Raw genomic sequence first — 16113 nt, 5'->3', positions numbered from 1 at the left:
ACCTACGCCGAGGAAGAGGCGTGCCGGCACGGCGCGGTGGCCGAGTACGAGTACTGCACCAGCACCCTGGAGTCGCTGGGCGTGTGGCGCTACCACGCGTACGAGGCGTGCCCGGAAGCCGCCAAGGGGTAGCGACCGGCCGCATCGGGCGGGTCGGGGTCACCGGGCGCAGCCACTATGCTCTGCCTGCGATGACTCTCACCGACCGCCTGCCGGCCACCCCCGACCCCGACCTCCTCTACGACACCTTCGCCGAGTGGGCGCGGGAACGGGGGCTGTCGCTGTACCCGGCGCAGCAGGAGGCGCTGATCGAGATCGTCTCCGGCTCGAACGTCATCCTCAGCACGCCGACCGGCTCCGGCAAGTCGCTGGTCGCCATCGGCGCGCACTTCGCCGCCATGGCGGAGGGCAAGAGGACGTTCTACACCGCGCCCATCAAGGCGCTGGTGTCGGAGAAGTTCTTCGCCCTGATCGAGACGTTCGGCGCGGAGAACGTCGGCATGATGACCGGCGACGCCAGCGTCAACGAGACCGCACCGATCATCTGCTGCACGGCCGAGATCCTGGCCAACATCGCCCTGCGCGACGGCACCGGGGCCGAGATCGGCCAGGTCGTGATGGACGAGTTCCACTTCTACTCCGAACCCGACCGCGGCTGGGCCTGGCAGGTGCCGCTGATCGAACTGCCCCAGGCCCAGTTCCTGCTGATGTCGGCGACCCTGGGCGACGTCACGTTCTTCGAGAAGGACCTGACCCGCCGCACCGGCCGCACGACGAGCGTGGTGCGCTCCGCCGAACGCCCGGTTCCGCTGAACTTCCAGTACGTCACCACTCCCCTGCACGAGACGATCGAGGAGCTGCTGCACGGCCGCGAAGCCCCGATCTACGTCGTGCACTTCACCCAGGCTTCGGCGCTGGAACGCGCCCAGTCGCTGATGAGCGTGAACGTCGCCACCCGCGCCGAGAAGGACGCCATCGCGGCCATGATCGGCCGGTTCCGGTTCACCTCCGGGTTCGGGAAGACGCTGTCCCGCCTGGTCCGGCACGGGATCGGCGTGCACCACGCGGGCATGCTGCCGAAGTACCGGCGGCTGGTGGAGCAGCTCGCGCAGGCCGGCCTGCTGAAGGTCATCTGCGGCACGGACACCCTGGGCGTCGGCATCAACGTGCCGATCCGCACGGTCGTGTTCACCGCCCTGTCCAAGTACGACGGGCAGCGCACCCGCCACCTCAAGGCCCGCGAGTTCCACCAGATCGCCGGCCGGGCGGGCCGCGCGGGCTACGACACCGTCGGCACGGTCGTGGTGCAGGCGCCCGACCACGTGGTGGAGAACGAGAAGGCGCTGGCCAAGGCGGGTGACGACCCGAAGAAGCGGCGCAAGGTCGTGCGCAAGAAGGCGCCCGAGGGCTTCGTGTCGTGGAGCGACCAGACGTTCGAGCGGCTGAAGAACGCCGAGCCCGAGCCGCTCACGTCCAGCTTCCAGGTCAGCCACGCCATGCTGCTCAACGTGATCGGCAGGCCCGGCGACGCGTTCGCCGCGATGCGGCACCTGCTGGAGGACAACCACGAGGACCGGCCCGCGCAGCGCAGGCACATCCTGCGGGCCATCCAGATGTACCGGGGGCTGCTGGCCGCGGGCGTGGTGGAGCGGCAGGGCGGCGACATCCGGCTCACCGTGGACCTCCAGGTCAACTTCGCGCTCAACCAGCCGCTGTCGCCGTTCGCGCTGGCCGCGATCGAGCTGCTGGACCGCGAGTCGCCGTCCTACGCGCTGGACGTGCTGTCGGTCGTCGAGTCCACTCTGGACGACCCGCGCCAGGTGCTGTCCGCGCAGGAGCACAAGGCGCGCGGCGAGGCCATCGGGGCGATGAAGTCCGAGGGCATCGAGTACGACCAGCGGATGGAGCTGCTGGAGGAGGTGACCTACCCGAAGCCGCTCGCCGAGCTGCTGGAGGCCGCGTTCACCACCTACCGGCGCGGGCACCCGTGGGTCGCCGACCACCACCTGTCGCCGAAGTCCGTGGTGCGGGACATGTTCGAGCGGGCCATGACGTTCGCCGAGTACGTCTCGTACTACCAGTTGGCGCGCTCCGAGGGCCTGGTGCTGCGGTACCTGGCCGACGCGTACAAGGCGCTGCGGCAGACCGTGCCCGAGGACGCCAAGACCGAGGAGCTCAGCGACCTCCAGGAGTGGCTGGGCGAGCTGGTCCGCCAGGTCGACTCCAGCCTGCTCGACGAGTGGGAGAAGCTGCGCAACCCCACCGAAGAAGCAGTGGAGGCGTCGATCGGCGACACGCCACCGGCCGTCACGGGCAACGTGCGCGCGTTCCGGGTGCTGGTGCGCAACGCGTTGTTCCGGCGGGTGGAGCTGGCGGCCCGGCGCAACTACTACGAGCTGGGGCAGCTCGACGGCGACGCGGGCTGGACCGCCGACGACTGGCAGGACGCGCTGGAGCCGTACTTCGAGGAGCACGACGAGATCGGCATGGGTCCCGACGCGCGCGGCCCGGCGCTGCTGCTGATCACCGAGGAACCGGGGCTGTGGCGGGTCCGTCAGGTGCTCGACGACCCGGCGAAGGACCACGACTGGGGCTTCACCGCCGAGGTCGACCTGGCCGAGTCCGACGAGATCGGCACGGCCGCCGTGCGGATCACCGAAGTCGGCCGGATGTAGCGGGGTCCATCCGGTGGTACTCCGGTGCCGACCGGGGTTGGAGCATGTCAGACGTCGGGACGGAGCGGAGGCGGTTGACCCTGTCGCAGGACGAGTTCGGCGTGCTGGGGTCCCTCGTGGTACGCCGGAACGGCCGCTCGGTCCCGGTCACCGCCGCCAAGCACCGCATCGTCCTGGCGACCCTGCTGCTGGACGCCAACCGCTCGGTGCCCGCCAACGACCTCATCCGCCGGGTGTGGGGCGAGACGCCGCCCGACCGCGCCGCGCAGACGCTGCCGGTGTACGTGATGCGGTTGCGGCGCGCGCTCGGCGAACCGCCGCTGATCCACACCACGCCGACCGGCTACCGGATCGACCTGCCGCCGGGCACGCTGGACCTGCACCGGTTCGAGGAAGCGGCCGAGGAGGGCGCGGCGCTGGCCGCCGCCGACGACCTCGTCGCCGCCGCGCGGGCCTACGAGCGGGCGCTGGAGTGCTGGCACGGCCCGCCGCTGGCCGACGTGCCGTCGGAGTCGCTGCACGAGATCGAGGCGGCGGGCCTGGTCGAGCAGCGGCTGCGGGTGACCTCCGAGCTGGTGGACGTGAAGCTGCGGCTGGGCCGGTGCGACGAGGTGATCGCCGACCTGCGCCGGCTCACCGCGCAGCACCCGCTGCGGGAGCGGTTCTGGTCGCAGCTGATGGTGGCGCTGTACCGGGTGGACCGGCAGGCCGACGCGCTGGACGCCTACCGGCAGGCGTCCACGGCGTTGGCGCGCGAGCTGGGCGTGGACCCCAGCGACTCGCTGCGCGCGGTGCACCACGCGATCCTCACCGGAGACCCGGCGTTGCAGCAGCCCGCCGCGAGCACGTGGGCGCCGGTGTCGCAGCTGCCCGCGCCGGTCGGCAACTTCGTGGGTCGCGGCGCGGAGCTGACCCGGGTGAAGGGGCTGCTGACGCGCGGCACGGCGACCGCGGTCGTGTGCGGGCCGCCGGGGGTGGGCAAGACGGCGTTCGCCATCTCGGTGGGGCACGCCGTGCGCGACCGCTACCCCGACGGCCAGCTGTACGTGAACCTGCGCGGGCACTCCACGTCACCGCCGCTGCCGACGTCCGCGGTGCTGGCGCGGTTCCTGCGGGCGATGGGCGTGCGGGCCGACCACATCCCGGTGGACACCGAGGAGCTGGTCCGCGCCTACCGGGCCCGGTTGCGCGGCAGGAGGGTGCTGATCACGCTGGACAACGCCGCGTCGGTGGACCAGGTGCTGCCGCTGCTGCCCGGCGACCCCGGCTGCTCGGTGCTGGTGACCAGCCGCAACGAGCTGCGGCTGAGGGCCACGACGGTGCGGCTGGACGTGCTGCGGGGCGACGAGGCGTGGAAGCTGCTGGCCCGGTCGCTGGGGCCGGAGGCGGCCGTGGCGCAGTTCGACGCTCTCGGCGAGCTGGCCCGGCTGTGCGGGTACCTGCCGCTGGCGCTGCGGATCGCGCTGGGCAACCTGGTCGGCTCGTCCCACGTGGACGTCGCGGCGTACGTGGAGGAGCTGCGCGGCGGTGACCGGCTGGCCGCGCTGGCGGTGGACAACGACGACACGGCGGCGGTGCGGCGGGCGTTCGACCTGTCGTACGCGGCGTTGGCGCCGGACGCGGCGCGGCTGTTCCGGTTGGCCGGGCTGCTGCCGGGTCCGGACTTCAGCGTGTTCGGGGCGGCGGCGCTGCTCGACGCGCCCGAGGACGTGGCGCGGAGCCTGCTGGAGGACCTGGCGTCGGCGCACCTCGTGCAGCGGGTCGGCGCGGACCGGTTCGGGCTGCACGACCTGCTGCACGACTACGCGGCCGACCGCGCCGGGGCGGCGGGCGAGGACCTGGACGCGGCGCGGCGGCGGCTGTTCGACTGGTACCTGCGCACGGCGCTCGAGGTGGGTGACGTGCTGTACCCGGAGCTGGGCGCGTCCGGGCCGCCGCGGCTGGGGCCGGAGGAGGCCAGGGCGTGGCTGGACGCGGAACGGCCCAGCGTGCTGGCGGCGACCGAGCACTGCGCGGCGCACGGCCCGCTGCCGATGGCGTGGCGGCTGATCGACGCCGTCGGCGGGTACTTCGGCTCGCACGGGCACCACGTGGAGTTCGTGCACGCGATCGACGCGGCGCTGGGCGCGGCACGGGCGGCGGGCGACCACGACGCGGAGACGTTGATGCTGGTGTGGCTCGCGGCCGAGCACCGCAACCTGGGTGACCCGCGGGCGGCGCAGCGGTACCTGCGGTCGGCGCGGCCGTCCGGGCGGGCGGAGTGGCTGCACGCCGGGCTGGACGGGGTCGTGCACCTGGAGCTGGGCGAGCTGTCGGCGGCGTCGGCGGTGTTCGAGCGGCTGATGGCGTTGAGCGCGGAGGACTGGGCCGGGCCGCACGTGCGGATCGGCGCGCTGGCGGGGCTCGGCGCGGTGCGGATGATGAGCGGCGAGCCGGTCGTGGCGCGGGCGTTGCTGGCGGAGGGGTTGGAGCTGGCGCGCGCGGCCGACGGGGTGAACCTGGAGGCGGCGTGCGCGTCGCTGCTCGGGCGGTGCCACGCGGCGGCGGGTGAGCACGAGCGGGCCGTGGAGCTGCTGCGGCACGCGCTGGCCGCGTGGCACCGGACGGGGGCGCGGCACGCGCGGGCGGAGGCGATGGCGCACCTGGCGGCGGCGTTGTGCCTGGGCGGGGAGCACGCGGAGGCGTTGCGGGCGGCGCAGCGGTCGTTGGCGCTGGTGCAGGAGCTGGGCGGCAGCCCGCGCATCGAGTCGGAGGTGCACAACTCGCTCGGCCTGGTGCTGCGCCACCTGGGCAAACCGGCCCGCGCCGTGACCGCGCACCTGCGCGCGCTGGAGCTGGCCACGTCGTCGGACTTCCGCTACGGCGTCGTCCGCTCGCACGTCCACCTGGTGCACGCCCTGGCCACCGACGGCCGCCGCGCCGAAGCCGTCCGCCACGCCCGCGTCGCCCGTGACCTGGCCACCCGTTCGGGCTTCACCGAGTGCGAGTCCGCCGCCACCACCGCCCTCTCCACCCTGACCCCACCCCCGTGAGTCGAACCCCCAGGCCCCCGAGAGTCGAACGTTCAGGTCCCGAGAGTCGAACACTCAGGACCCCCGAGTTCAACGCTCAGGTCGGCGGGCGGGGGTACCTGAGCGTTGAACTCAGGGGTCCTGAACGTAGGACTCTCGGGACGCGAACGTAGGACTCTCGGGACCTGAGTGTTCGACTCTCGGGACCTGGAGGTTCGACTCGCGGAATTCGGGGCCAATTGAGACCACTCCTCCGGGTCGTTGACCGCGTGGTCGGTGAACGAGAACATCGGGTTTCGATGGTTCGGCGGCTCTACTCGTGGGGGATGTCATGGATTCCGATCCGCACGTCGGCCTGGCGCGGATCGCGGAGCCGGCGCCGCGCACTCCCGCCGAATTGGTCTGCGCGTTGACGGAGTTGGCGCGGGTCGCCAACGAGTGGTCGGAGGTGGTGCGCGGGCTGCACGAGCCGACGCGCCGGCTGGTCGGCAGCGCCGCCGCGGCCTCGGTCGCGCTGGCCGCGCGCCGGGCCGAGGAGGCGTTCCTGGAGCTGGAGATGACGCTCGGTGACGCCCAGGCCGCGCGCCGGTCATTGCCCTTGGCCACCCCGAAGGGTGAGGATAGGCGTCCGGTGGTCTAATCGCCGACGCTGCCGACCACACCGCATTGGAACTCCATGACCTCAGGACTTCCCTGCCCGCTCTGCGAGGGCCCGGAGCGCCGCGGGGCGCTTGAGCGAACACTGAGGGTGCTCGCCGTGGACGACGAGGCCCCAGCGCTTGAGGACCTCGTCTACCTGCTGCGCTCCGACCCGCGCGTCGCCCACGTCGAGGCCGTCACGGACGCGACGAAGGCCCTGCGCACGCTGCACCGCGCCATGGACGCCGGCCAGCCGGTCGACGCGGTGTTCCTCGACATCCGCATGCCCGGCCTGGACGGGCTGGACCTGGCCCGCGTGCTGTCCCGGTTCGCCCAGCCGCCGCGCATCGTGTTCGTCACCGCGCACCAGGAACCCGCGGTCGAGGCATTCGAGCTGAAAGCGCTCGATTACCTGCTCAAACCCGTTCGGGCGGAACGGCTGGCCGAGTCCGTGCACCGGATCGTGCACGAAGTCCTCGATTCCAAGGCGCCGGAAACGACGTCCGCCGCGCCCGCCGAGAAAACGCCCGACGTGGGCGACGAAGTCATTCCGGTCGAACTCGGCGGCATCACCCGGTTCATCCGCCTGGCCGACATCCGGTACGTCGAGGCGCACGGCGATTACGCCCGCCTGCACACCGCCACCGGCAGCGGGTTGGTCCGCGCCGCGCTCAACGGGCTGGAGGAGCGGTGGCGCTCGGCCGGGTTCGTGCGCATCCACCGCAGCCACCTCGTGTCGCTCGGCCACATCGACGAGCTGCGGCTGGAGGACGGCCACCTGAGCGTGAACATCGGCGGCGCGGTGCTGCCGGTCAGCCGGCGGCACGCCCGGCACCTCCGGCAGCTGCTGGTGCGCCGCAACCGGCAGCCGTCGTGACGTCGCCGCAGCGACCGCCCACCCAGCGGGTCGTGGTGACGAGCCCGCGCACCCGCGCGCCGCGCGCGCCCCGCCCCTACCCCGCGTCCCGCGAGATCGACGAGCAGAGCGAGCTGGGCGCGGTCTACATGCGGTCGCTGATCCGGACCCAGCGGCGGCTCGGGCTGCTGCTGTGCGCGGTCGTGTGCGGGAGCGTGGCGGCGCTGCCCCTGGTGTTCACGTTCGCGCCGCAGGTCGGCGCGCAGCGGCTGCTGGGCCTGCCGCTGCCGTGGCTGCTGCTCGGCTTCCTGGTGTTCCCGGTGTTCGTGCTCGCGGGCTGGTTCTACGTGCGCCAGGCCGAGCGCAGCGAGCGGGAGTTCGCCGAACTGGTGGAGCGTTCGTGAGCAGTGGGTACGGCATCGTCGCCGTGCTGGTCGTCGCGGTCGGCACCATGCTGGTGGGCACGTACGGGCTGCGGATCTCGCGCACGACGTCGGACTTCTTCGTCGCCTCGCGCACCGTCTCGCCGTGGTGGAACGCCTCCGCGATCGGTGGCGAGTACCTGTCGGCGGCGTCGTTCGTCGGCATCGCCGGGCTGATCTTCGCGCACGGGCCGGACATGCTGTGGTTCCCGGTCGGCTACACGGCGGGCTACCTGGTGCTGCTCGCGCTGGTGGCCGCTCCCCTGCGCCGCAGCGGCGCGTACACGTTGCCGGACTTCGCCGAGGCGCGGTTCGCGTCGCCCGCGGTGCGCGCGGTGGCGAGCGGGTTCGCGCTGGGCATCGGCTGGCTGTACCTGCTGCCGCAGTTGCAGGGCGCGGGGCTCACGCTGAACACGGTGACGGGCGCGCCGGACTGGGTGGGCGCGCTGGTGGTCGCGGTGGTCGTCACCACGAACGTGATCTCCGGCGGGATGCGCAGCATCACGTTCGTGCAGGCGTTCCAGTACTGGCTCAAGCTGACCGCGATCGCGGTGCCCGTGGTGTTCCTGGTGATCGCCTGGCAGGCGCACGGCGCGCGCGACCTGACCGGGCCGCAGTTCCCCGAGTTCCCGAAGCAGACCACGGTCACGTTCGACTCGGACACCGCGTTCGACGCCTCCCGCGCCACGCCCTACACCGGCGCGGGCCGGGTGGACGGGCACCGGGTCGACGGCGGCGGCGAGCTGACCGCGGGCCGGCACACGGTGGCCGCCGGGACGCGGCTGACGTTCCCCGAGGGCGCGGCCGTGCCGCACGTGCTGTCGATCCCGTCGAACACCAACGACGTGTGGGCGCTGCCGATGCGCGGCGGCGAGCGGTTCCCGCTGTACGCGGTGTACTCGCTGATCATCGCCACGTTCCTGGGCACGATGGGCCTGCCGCACGTGATCGTGCGCTTCTACACCAACCCGAACGGCCGCGCGGCGCGGCGCACCACGTTGATCGTGCTGGGCCTGCTGGGCGTGTTCTACCTGATGCCGCCGATCTACGGCGCGCTCGGCCGGCTCTACACGCCGGAGCTGCTGATGACCGGTGACACGGACGCGGTGGTGCTGGTGCTGCCGAGCCGGATGATCGACGGGCTGGGCGGGCAGCTGCTGGGCGCGCTGGTGGCCGGTGGGGCGTTCGCCGCGTTCCTGTCCACGTCGTCGGGGTTGATGGTGTCGCTGGCGGGCGTGCTGAGCCGGGACGTGCTGCGGTGGCGCGGGGTGCGCGGGTTCCGGATGTCGACGGTGCTGGCGGTGCTGGTGCCGTTGGGCATGACGTGGCTGGTGGGCAAGGTGCCGGTGGCGGACATGGTCGGCCTGGCGTTCGCGGTGGCCGCGTCGTCGCTGTGCCCGCTGCTGGTGCTGGGCATCTGGAGCACGCGCATCACCACGGTCGGCGCGGTGGCCGGGATGGTGGCGGGCGGCCTGCCCGCGCTGGTGGCCGGCCTGGTGACGATCAGCTCGCGCGGCGGCGGCGCGTGGTACCACGTGTTCCTGGCCCGGCCCGCCGCGTGGACGGTGCCGCTGGGGTTCGTCGTGATGTACGCGGTGTCGCTGATGACGCCGCGCAGGGTGCCGCCGGGGGTGAACCACGTCATGGTGCGACTGCACGCGCCGGAGAACCTGGGTCTGCGCAGTCAGGACCGGTTGTGACCGCGCTGTGGACGGCGGGCGCGATCCTGGTCGTCGGCCTGGCCGTGGTGATCACGCTGTGGTGGACGTCCCGCACCCGCAACGACTTCCTCACCCACGAGCAGCGCATCACGTTCGAGACGCTGCACACCGCGTGGTCCGCCGCTCCCCCGCTGCGCGCCGGGCTGGTGCCGGAGGCGGCCAAGAAGTCGGCCAAGCACCTGCGGACCCTGCTCGGCACGCCCGCCCTGGCGTTGACCGACGAGACCGAGGTGGTGGCCTGGGAGGGCGACGGCGAGCACCACGCGACCGAGGCGATGGGCCTGGCCGCCGACGTCTTCGAGACCGGCCGCACCCGGGCGTTCGACATCACGTGCTCCGCGCCGGACTGCCCGGTGCACACGGCCGTCCTCGCGCCGCTGACCGTGGAGGGGCGGGTGGTCGGCGTGCTGGCGGCGTACAGCCGGGAGGCGTCGGCGGGGTTGGTGCGGGCGACCAACGAGGTGGCGAGGTGGGCGTCGGGTCAGCTGGAACTGGCCGAACTGGACCGTTCGCGGACCAGGTTGGTGGAGGCGGAGGTGCGGGCGCTGCGGGCGCAGATCTCGCCGCACTTCATCTACAACTCGCTGTCCGCCATCGCGTCCTACGTGCGCACGGACCCCGAGCGCGCTCGCACCCTGCTGCTGGACTTCGCCGACTTCACCCGTTACTCGTTCCGCCGGGCCGGTGACTTCACCACGTTGTCGGAGGAGCTGAAGTCGATCGACCAGTACCTGGCGCTGGAGCGGGCCCGGTTCGGCGAGCGGCTGAAGGTGACGTTGCAGATCGCGCCGGAGGTGCTGCCGGTGACCGTGCCGTTCCTGTGCCTGCAGCCGTTGGTGGAGAACGCCGTGCGGCACGGGATGGAGGGCAAGGTCGGGCCGGGGCACATCTCGATCCTGGCGGCGGACGCGGGCGAGGAAGCGCACATCACCATCGAGGACGACGGCATCGGCATGGACCCCGACGCCCTGCGCCGCACCCTGGCGGGTCAGGTCGGCGCGACCGCCGGGATAGGGCTGGGGAACATCGACGAGCGACTGCGCCGGTGCTACGGCGACGACTACGGTCTGGTCGTGGAAACGGCCCAGGGGCTGGGGACGAAGATCAGCGTGCGGGTGCCGAAGTACCAGGCGGGCGTGCACGCCTAGCGGCCGAACCCACCGAGGCGGCCTCGTGCCCGCTCGGCGATGGGGCAGGCTGTCCCGATGTCGTGGACCGTCACCGCCTCCGTCATCAGTGCGATCGCCGGGTCTGTCTCCGCGATCGCCGGTGCCTTCTCCGCCGGGGCGGCCTACCGCACGGCCGCCAAGACCAGCGCCACTGCCGACGCCGCGACCCGCGCGCTCGCCATCGCCCTGCGCCCCAACTTCCAGGCCGAGATCATTCCGCAGCACGCCGGACCGGCCGCGAACAAGGTCCCGCTCCACAACGGTTCGCAGTTCGCCGCGGTCGACGTGATGGTGGAGGTCCGCACATCCCCGCAGCAGCTGCGGCAGGCGCTCAACATCCCGAGGGTGATGCCGCGCCCAGTCGATGCCCTTCGGACGACACTCGAGGTTCCTGTCGAGCTGGCTCCCCTGCGTGAGCGAGGCGACCAGCACGACTTGACCGTGACCGTTCGGTTCGATGACGAACAGGGCCTGCGAAGGTGGGAGCAGCAGTTCCACCTGGTACGAACACTGGACGACCCGGGCAGCGCGACCTACACCTGTTCGACCCGGATCTCCGGCGGCGAGATCGTGCCCTACGTCCGGCGCTGACCAGCCCGGCCGGCTGTCGGGTCGCACGCCCACGTCCGGCCGGTTCCAGTGTGTCCGCGGCTTCCGCGAAGCTGTTCGGCTAGGACGCGTCGGCGCGGGTCCACAGGTCGGCGAGGGCGGCGTTGACCGCGGTCGGCTGCTGGACGTGCGGGTAGAAGCCGGGGACGGTCAGCAGGGTGGCGCCGATCCGGGCGGCGATCACCTCGGCGGCGGCTTGGAGGGGGATGCCCGCCAGGCGCCGGTAGGTCTCGGGGGCTCCCGACCAGTCGCCGCGGATCACCACGGCCGGGAACGGGGCGGTGGCCGGCGGGGGCAGGGGGACGTCGGCGTCCCAGCACGGGCGTTCGGCCATGGTGGTGCGGGCGGCGCGCAGGCGGGCCGGGGTCGGGTCCGGGGTGGGCATGCCGACGGACTCGGTGGACAGCCGCAGGTAGTCCTCCGGGGTCAGGTCCGGTGGGAGGCTGCCGGTGGCGGCGCGGGCGCGGGTCAGGGCTTCGGCGACGGCCGGGTGGGACTCGGCGGGGCGCAGCGCGCCCGGTTGGATCAGGCACAGCGAGCGCACCAGGTCGGGTCCGGTGGCGGCGGCGAGCATCGCGGCCACCGCGCCGTACGAGTGGCCGACCAGGTGGGCGCCGCCGGCAAGCAGGGCGACGGCGTCCGCGGCGTCCACCTCGTAGTCGGTGCGGTGCGGCCCGTCGAGGTCGGGGCTCTCGCCGTGACCGCGGCGGTCGACCAGGAGCAGTCGTCGGTGCGCGCCGAGCGGGCGCTGGTGGCCGAAGCCGTAGGTCTCGTCCGAGCCCCAGCTCAGCACCCCGTGCAGGAACACGGCCGGTGGCACGTCGGCGGGGCCCTCGACCACGGTCACGTGGACTGGCGTCATGACCCCAGTGAACCGGTCAGGCCGCGAGCGCCGCCAACCCCAGGGCCCGCGCGCCGGCGGCGGTGAGGCGGGCGGGCGCCCGGTCACCCGGCGCGACCGGCGTCGTCGCCTCGATCAGCCCCGCGCGCACCAGCGCGCGGGCCGTGGTCGGGTCGCAGAACGGCAACCCGTCCACCCGCACGTCCGGCTCGGCGCTGCGGGTCAGGTCGACCCGGTTCGCGGCGGTCGCCCTCAGCAGCGCGACCTCGCGTCTGGACAGCTCCTTCATGGCACAGCACCTCCATGGGGACGAACGGCGCGGCGGACGTCCCGGTTCACCGTTGGGACGTCCGCCTGGCCACCGCCGTTCCCCGTTCCGCTCAGCCCGCGGCGCGCGCGCCGCGCCGTTCCGCCGCTTCCAGCACCAGCCGCAGCCACTCGGCGTCACCGGCCGCGCCGTCCGCCACCGCCCGCCGCAGCCGCAGCCACAGCCCGGCCTCGCTCCACTCCTGGAACCGCCGGTGCACGGTCGGCACGGTCACGCCGAACGTCGGCGGCAGGTGCCGCCACGCGCACCCGCTGGTCAGGACGAACACGATCGCGGTGAAGATCGCGCGGTCGGACACCCGGCCCCGGCCGCCGCCCTGGCGGCGCACCTTCGCGGGTGGCAGCAGCGGCTCGACCACCGCCCACAGCGACGGCGGCACCAGGCGCACGGCCAGTTGCTCGATCACGTCGGCGTGCGGCGGTCGGGGTGGCGCTTCGGGCGCCCGGCGCACCCACGGCTCCTGCCGCTGGGCGTCGCCGCGCTGGCGGGCGCGCAGCAACATGGCCAGGGCGGCGTCGTCGGTGCGCCTGGGTGCGACCGCCGGGTGTGCGTGCTGTTGCACCTGTCGGGCGATCTCCGCGCCCACCGTCCGACCGAACGGCTGCGCTGGTCGTACGTAGTTGGTCATCAGGTCCTCCGCCCAGGACGTCGTGATGCCCATCACGCTAGGAACACCGAAGCTCCCTGGTAAGGGAACGCGCGCCGAACGGGAGTGGTACAGCGTCACGCGGCCCCCGGCACCCCGCCGAACGGCCACACACGAGCGACGAGCGGATGAGCGGTCACTCCCCGATACCGGCTGTGCACGGATACGCTCGAAGGTGTGAGCACTGCGCCGCGACTCCTCGCCACCAGCGACCTGCACGTGACGTACCAGCAGAACCGCGAGTTCGTCGACGCGATCCGGCCGCACTCGCCCGACGACTGGCTGATCGTGGCGGGCGACGTCGCGGAGAAGTTCGACGACGTCGAGTGGGCGCTGGGCGTGCTGCGGGGCCGGTTCGCCAAGGTGGTCTGGTCGCCGGGCAACCACGAGCTGTGGACCACGAAGGACGACCCGGCGCAGTCCCGCGGCGAGGTGCGCTACAAGCAGCTGGTGGAGCTGTGCCGGGGCATCGACGTGCTCACGCCCGAGGACGAGTTCGCGGTGTTCGAGGGCGCGGGCGGGCCGGTGGCGGTGGCGCCGCTGTTCACCCTCTACGACTACACGTTCCGGCCGGCGGGCACGACGGACAAGGCGTCGGCGCTGGCGGTGGCGCAGGAGGCCGGGGTGATCTGCACCGACGAGTACTTCCTGCACCCCGACCCGTACCCGAGCCGCGAGGCGTGGTGCGCGGCGCGGGTCGAGGAGAGCGAGCGCCGGTTGCGCGCCGTGGACCCGTCGTTGCGCACCGTGCTGATCAATCACTGGCCGCTCGTGCGCGACCCCACGTTCGTGCTGCGGTACCCCGAATTCGCCCTGTGGTGCGGCACGGAGCGGACCGCGGACTGGCACCTGAGGTTCCGCGCGGCGGTGATGGTCTACGGGCACCTGCACATCCCCCGGACGCTCCGCAAGGACGGAGTCCGCTTCGACGAGGTGTCGCTCGGCTACCCGCGGGAGTGGCAGCCGCGCGGCTGGACCGGCGCGCCGCTGCTGGACGTGCTGCGTGAGGGGGATGCGCGGTGATCACGGACCTGCTCGCGTCGCCGGTGGCGGCGGTCGACGTGTTCGACGACCCCGACGGGGTGATGTTGTTCCCCGAAGAGGAGGAACACATCGCCCGAGCGGTGGACAAGAGGCGCAAGGAGTTCACCACCGGCCGGCACTGCGCGCGCACGGCGCTGGCCGCCCTCGGGTTCCCGCCCGTGCCGCTGCTTCCCGGTCCGAAGCGCGAGCCGACGTGGCCCGAGGGCGTCGTCGGCAGCATCACGCACTGCAAGGGCTACCGGGCGGCGGCGGTCGGCCGGACGTCCGAGGTGTGGACGATCGGGATCGACGCCGAGCCGAACGAGCCGACCCCGGACGGCGTGCTGGAGGCCATCGCGGTGCCCGCCGAGCTGGCCCGGATGGGTGAGCTGCGGGCGTCGGGCGACAAGGTGGCGTGGGACCGGCTGCTGTTCAGCGCGAAGGAGACGGTTTACAAGGCGTGGTTCCCGCTGGCGCGGACGTGGCTGGGGTTCGAGGATGCGGAGGTGGCCATCAACCCGGACGACGGCACGTTCACCGCGCGGATCCTCATCGAGCCGCCGGTGGTGGACGGCGTCGCGCTGGACGGGTTCACCGGTCGCTGGCTGGCACGGGAGGGGTTTGTGGTGACCGCGATCGCGGTACCCGCGCGCTGATCAAGGGTGTTCGGAAGGCGGCGGTATGGGCGACGAGGTCGGGCGACAGCAGTTCACGCGCGAAGACCGGACGCGGTACCGCACGAAGGTGCGCCGGTGCCTGGACGTGTTCGCCCGGATGCTGAGCGAGTCGCGGTTCGAGTTCGACCGGCCGACCACCGGGTTGGAGATCGAGCTGAACCTGGTGGACGACGCGGGCGACCCGGCGATGCGCAACGCCGAGGCGTTGGCGGCCATCGAGGACCCGGACTTCGTGACCGAGCTGGGCCAGTGGAACCTGGAGATCAACGTCGCGCCGCGGCTGCTGACCGGTGGCGGCATCTCGGCGTTCGAGGACGTCGTGCGGCGGTCGTTGAACGAGGCCGAGCACAAGGCGCGCGGCGTGGACGCGCACATGGTGATGATCGGCATCCTGCCGACGTTGCAGCCCAAGCACCTGGCGGTGGACGCGCTGTCGGGCAACCCGCGCTACACGCTGCTCAACGAGCAGGTGCTGGCCGCGCGGGGCGAGGACCTGCACATCGCGATCAACGGGGTGGAGCGGTTGCAGCTCACGGCCGACTCGATCGTGCCGGAAGCGGCGTGCACCAGCACGCAGTTCCACCTCCAGGTGTCGCCGGAGGACTTCGCGGCGTACTGGAACGCGGCGCAGGCCATCGCGGGCGTGCAGGTGGCGATCGGGGCCAACTCGCCGTTCCTGCTGGGCAAGGAGCTGTGGCGGGAGACGCGGATCGCGTTGTTCCAGCAGGCCACGGACACGCGCAGCGACGAGCTGAAGGAGCAGGGCGTCCGGCCGCGGGTGTGGTTCGGGGAGCGGTGGATCACGTCGATCTTCGACCTGTTCGAGGAGAACGTGCGCTACTTCCCGGCGCTGCTGCCGATCTGCGACGAGGAGGACCCGTTGCAGGTGCTGGAGCGCGGCGACACGCCCTCGTTGGCGGAGCTGCGGCTGCACAACGGCACGATCTACCGCTGGAACCGGCCGGTGTACGACGTGGTGCGCGACCAGCCGCACCTGCGGGTGGAGAACCGGACGCTGCCCGCCGGGCCGACCGTGGTCGACATGCTGGCCAACGGCGCGTTCTACTACGGGCTGGTGCGCGTGCTGGCGGAGGAGGAGCGGCCGCTGTGGTCGCAGATGTCGTTCAGCGCGGCGGAGGAGAACTTCACGGCGGGTGCGCGGTCGGGCATCGACGCGCAGGTGTACTGGCCGGGTCTGGGCACCGTGCCGGTGGCGGAACTGGTGCTGCGCCGCCTGCTGCCGATGGCGCACGAGGGCCTGGTGCGGTTGAAGGTCGACCCGGCCGAGCGGGACCGGCTGCTGGGCGTGATCGAGCAGCGCTGCCTGACCGGCGTGAACGGGGCGACGTGGCAGGCGCGCACGTTCCACCGGCACTACGACCACACCGCGCTGGACCGGCCCGAGGCGCTGCGGCGGATGCTGCGCACGTACCGGGACCTGATGCACAGCAACGAACCCGTGCACACCTGGCCGGTGTCCTGAACCCCGGAATTGT

At 72.6% G+C, this 16113-nt stretch carries 13 protein-coding genes and 1 pseudogene; 11 read left to right on the top strand and 3 right to left on the bottom strand.

From position 1 onward, the window contains the following. The first annotated feature begins 191 nt into the window (after nucleotides 1-191). The 8 genes from ACIQMJ_RS31230 to ACIQMJ_RS31195 all read left to right on the top strand — a co-directional run bounded on the left by ACIQMJ_RS31230 (nucleotide 192) and on the right by ACIQMJ_RS31195 (nucleotide 11084). Entirely contained in the window at nucleotides 192-2675 is a 2484-nt protein-coding gene (locus ACIQMJ_RS31230) for a DEAD/DEAH box helicase (protein ID WP_499764583.1), read from the top strand. Nucleotides 2676-2719: 44 nt separating this feature from the next. Next, the gene (locus ACIQMJ_RS31225) at nucleotides 2720-5707 is read left to right on the top strand and encodes an AfsR/SARP family transcriptional regulator (RefSeq protein WP_499764582.1); all 2988 of its coding nucleotides are present in this window, start codon (nucleotides 2720-2722) and stop codon (nucleotides 5705-5707) included. Nucleotides 5708-6017: 310 nt separating this feature from the next. Continuing rightward, nucleotides 6018-6326, top strand: a complete 309-nt coding sequence (locus tag ACIQMJ_RS31220; protein ID WP_499764581.1) for a hypothetical protein — start codon at nucleotides 6018-6020, stop codon at nucleotides 6324-6326. Between the two features lie 36 nt (nucleotides 6327-6362). Then, nucleotides 6363-7202 (top strand): LytR/AlgR family response regulator transcription factor, encoded by an 840-nt coding sequence (locus ACIQMJ_RS31215; protein WP_141982336.1) that lies wholly within the window; start codon nucleotides 6363-6365, stop codon nucleotides 7200-7202. Then, nucleotides 7199-7585 carry a DUF485 domain-containing protein gene (locus ACIQMJ_RS31210; protein ID WP_360449541.1) on the top strand — a complete coding sequence of 129 codons (387 nt, stop codon included), beginning with the start codon at nucleotides 7199-7201 and terminating at the stop codon, nucleotides 7583-7585. Before ACIQMJ_RS31215 ends, ACIQMJ_RS31210 begins: the two co-directional genes overlap by 4 nt. Beyond that, entirely contained in the window at nucleotides 7582-9303 is a 1722-nt protein-coding gene (locus tag ACIQMJ_RS31205; RefSeq protein WP_499764580.1) for a sodium/solute symporter, read from the top strand. The genes ACIQMJ_RS31210 and ACIQMJ_RS31205 overlap by 4 nt, the downstream gene beginning before the upstream one ends. Further along, nucleotides 9300-10472: a histidine kinase gene (locus ACIQMJ_RS31200; RefSeq protein ID WP_387496113.1), complete on the top strand. Its 1173-nt coding sequence runs from the start codon at nucleotides 9300-9302 to the stop codon at nucleotides 10470-10472. The genes ACIQMJ_RS31205 and ACIQMJ_RS31200 overlap by 4 nt, the downstream gene beginning before the upstream one ends. A gap of 57 nt (nucleotides 10473-10529) precedes the next feature. Beyond that, nucleotides 10530-11084 (top strand): hypothetical protein, encoded by a 555-nt coding sequence (locus ACIQMJ_RS31195; RefSeq protein ID WP_499764579.1) that lies wholly within the window; start codon nucleotides 10530-10532, stop codon nucleotides 11082-11084. A 79-nt stretch (nucleotides 11085-11163) separates the two neighbouring features. Here ACIQMJ_RS31195 and ACIQMJ_RS31190 read toward each other — a convergent pair whose 3' ends face one another. The 3 genes and pseudogenes from ACIQMJ_RS31190 to ACIQMJ_RS31180 all read right to left on the bottom strand — a co-directional run. Continuing rightward, nucleotides 11164-11964 (bottom strand): alpha/beta fold hydrolase, encoded by an 801-nt coding sequence (locus tag ACIQMJ_RS31190; protein WP_499764578.1) that lies wholly within the window; start codon nucleotides 11962-11964, stop codon nucleotides 11164-11166. 16 nt (nucleotides 11965-11980) lie between these two features. Continuing rightward, nucleotides 11981-12232 (bottom strand): hypothetical protein, encoded by a 252-nt coding sequence (locus ACIQMJ_RS31185; RefSeq protein WP_499764577.1) that lies wholly within the window; start codon nucleotides 12230-12232, stop codon nucleotides 11981-11983. Nucleotides 12233-12335: 103 nt separating this feature from the next. Next, a pseudogene (locus ACIQMJ_RS31180) lies at nucleotides 12336-12677 on the bottom strand (transposase); the annotation flags it as partial. A 417-nt stretch (nucleotides 12678-13094) separates the two neighbouring features. Here ACIQMJ_RS31180 and ACIQMJ_RS31175 point away from each other — a divergent pair. From ACIQMJ_RS31175 to ACIQMJ_RS31165, 3 genes are read left to right on the top strand one after another with little or no spacing between them, the layout of a single operon-like run. Beyond that, nucleotides 13095-13940 (top strand): metallophosphoesterase family protein, encoded by an 846-nt coding sequence (locus tag ACIQMJ_RS31175; protein ID WP_499764576.1) that lies wholly within the window; start codon nucleotides 13095-13097, stop codon nucleotides 13938-13940. After that, nucleotides 13937-14596, top strand: a complete 660-nt coding sequence (locus ACIQMJ_RS31170) for a 4'-phosphopantetheinyl transferase family protein (RefSeq protein ID WP_499764575.1) — start codon at nucleotides 13937-13939, stop codon at nucleotides 14594-14596. Before ACIQMJ_RS31175 ends, ACIQMJ_RS31170 begins: the two co-directional genes overlap by 4 nt. Nucleotides 14597-14621: 25 nt before the next feature. Continuing rightward, nucleotides 14622-16100, top strand: coding sequence for a glutamate-cysteine ligase family protein (locus ACIQMJ_RS31165; RefSeq protein ID WP_499764574.1), 1479 nt, complete (start codon nucleotides 14622-14624; stop codon nucleotides 16098-16100). Nucleotides 16101-16113: the final 13 nt, after the last annotated feature.

The organism is Actinosynnema sp. NPDC091369, assembly GCF_044757065.1.
In the GTDB taxonomy this organism is placed as follows: Bacteria; Actinomycetota; Actinomycetes; order Mycobacteriales; family Pseudonocardiaceae; genus Actinosynnema.
Note: the sequence above shows the minus strand (reverse complement) of the source record. Positions and strands in the feature narration are given on the sequence as shown.

Bases quoted from the DNA above. Each gene is read 5' to 3' on its own strand.
- ACIQMJ_RS31165 (WP_499764574.1), top strand. From the start codon at position 14,622: ATGGGCGACGAGGTCGGGCGACAGCAGTTCACGCGCGAAGACCGGACG.
- ACIQMJ_RS31190 (WP_499764578.1), bottom strand. From the start codon at position 11,964: ATGACGCCAGTCCACGTGACCGTGGTCGAGGGCCCCGCCGACGTGCCA.
- ACIQMJ_RS31220 (WP_499764581.1), top strand. From the start codon at position 6,018: ATGGATTCCGATCCGCACGTCGGCCTGGCGCGGATCGCGGAGCCGGCG.
- ACIQMJ_RS31215 (WP_141982336.1), top strand. From the start codon at position 6,363: ATGACCTCAGGACTTCCCTGCCCGCTCTGCGAGGGCCCGGAGCGCCGC.
- ACIQMJ_RS31185 (WP_499764577.1), bottom strand. From the start codon at position 12,232: ATGAAGGAGCTGTCCAGACGCGAGGTCGCGCTGCTGAGGGCGACCGCC.
- ACIQMJ_RS31230 (WP_499764583.1), top strand. From the start codon at position 192: ATGACTCTCACCGACCGCCTGCCGGCCACCCCCGACCCCGACCTCCTC.
- ACIQMJ_RS31195 (WP_499764579.1), top strand. From the start codon at position 10,530: ATGTCGTGGACCGTCACCGCCTCCGTCATCAGTGCGATCGCCGGGTCT.
- ACIQMJ_RS31225 (WP_499764582.1), top strand. From the start codon at position 2,720: ATGTCAGACGTCGGGACGGAGCGGAGGCGGTTGACCCTGTCGCAGGAC.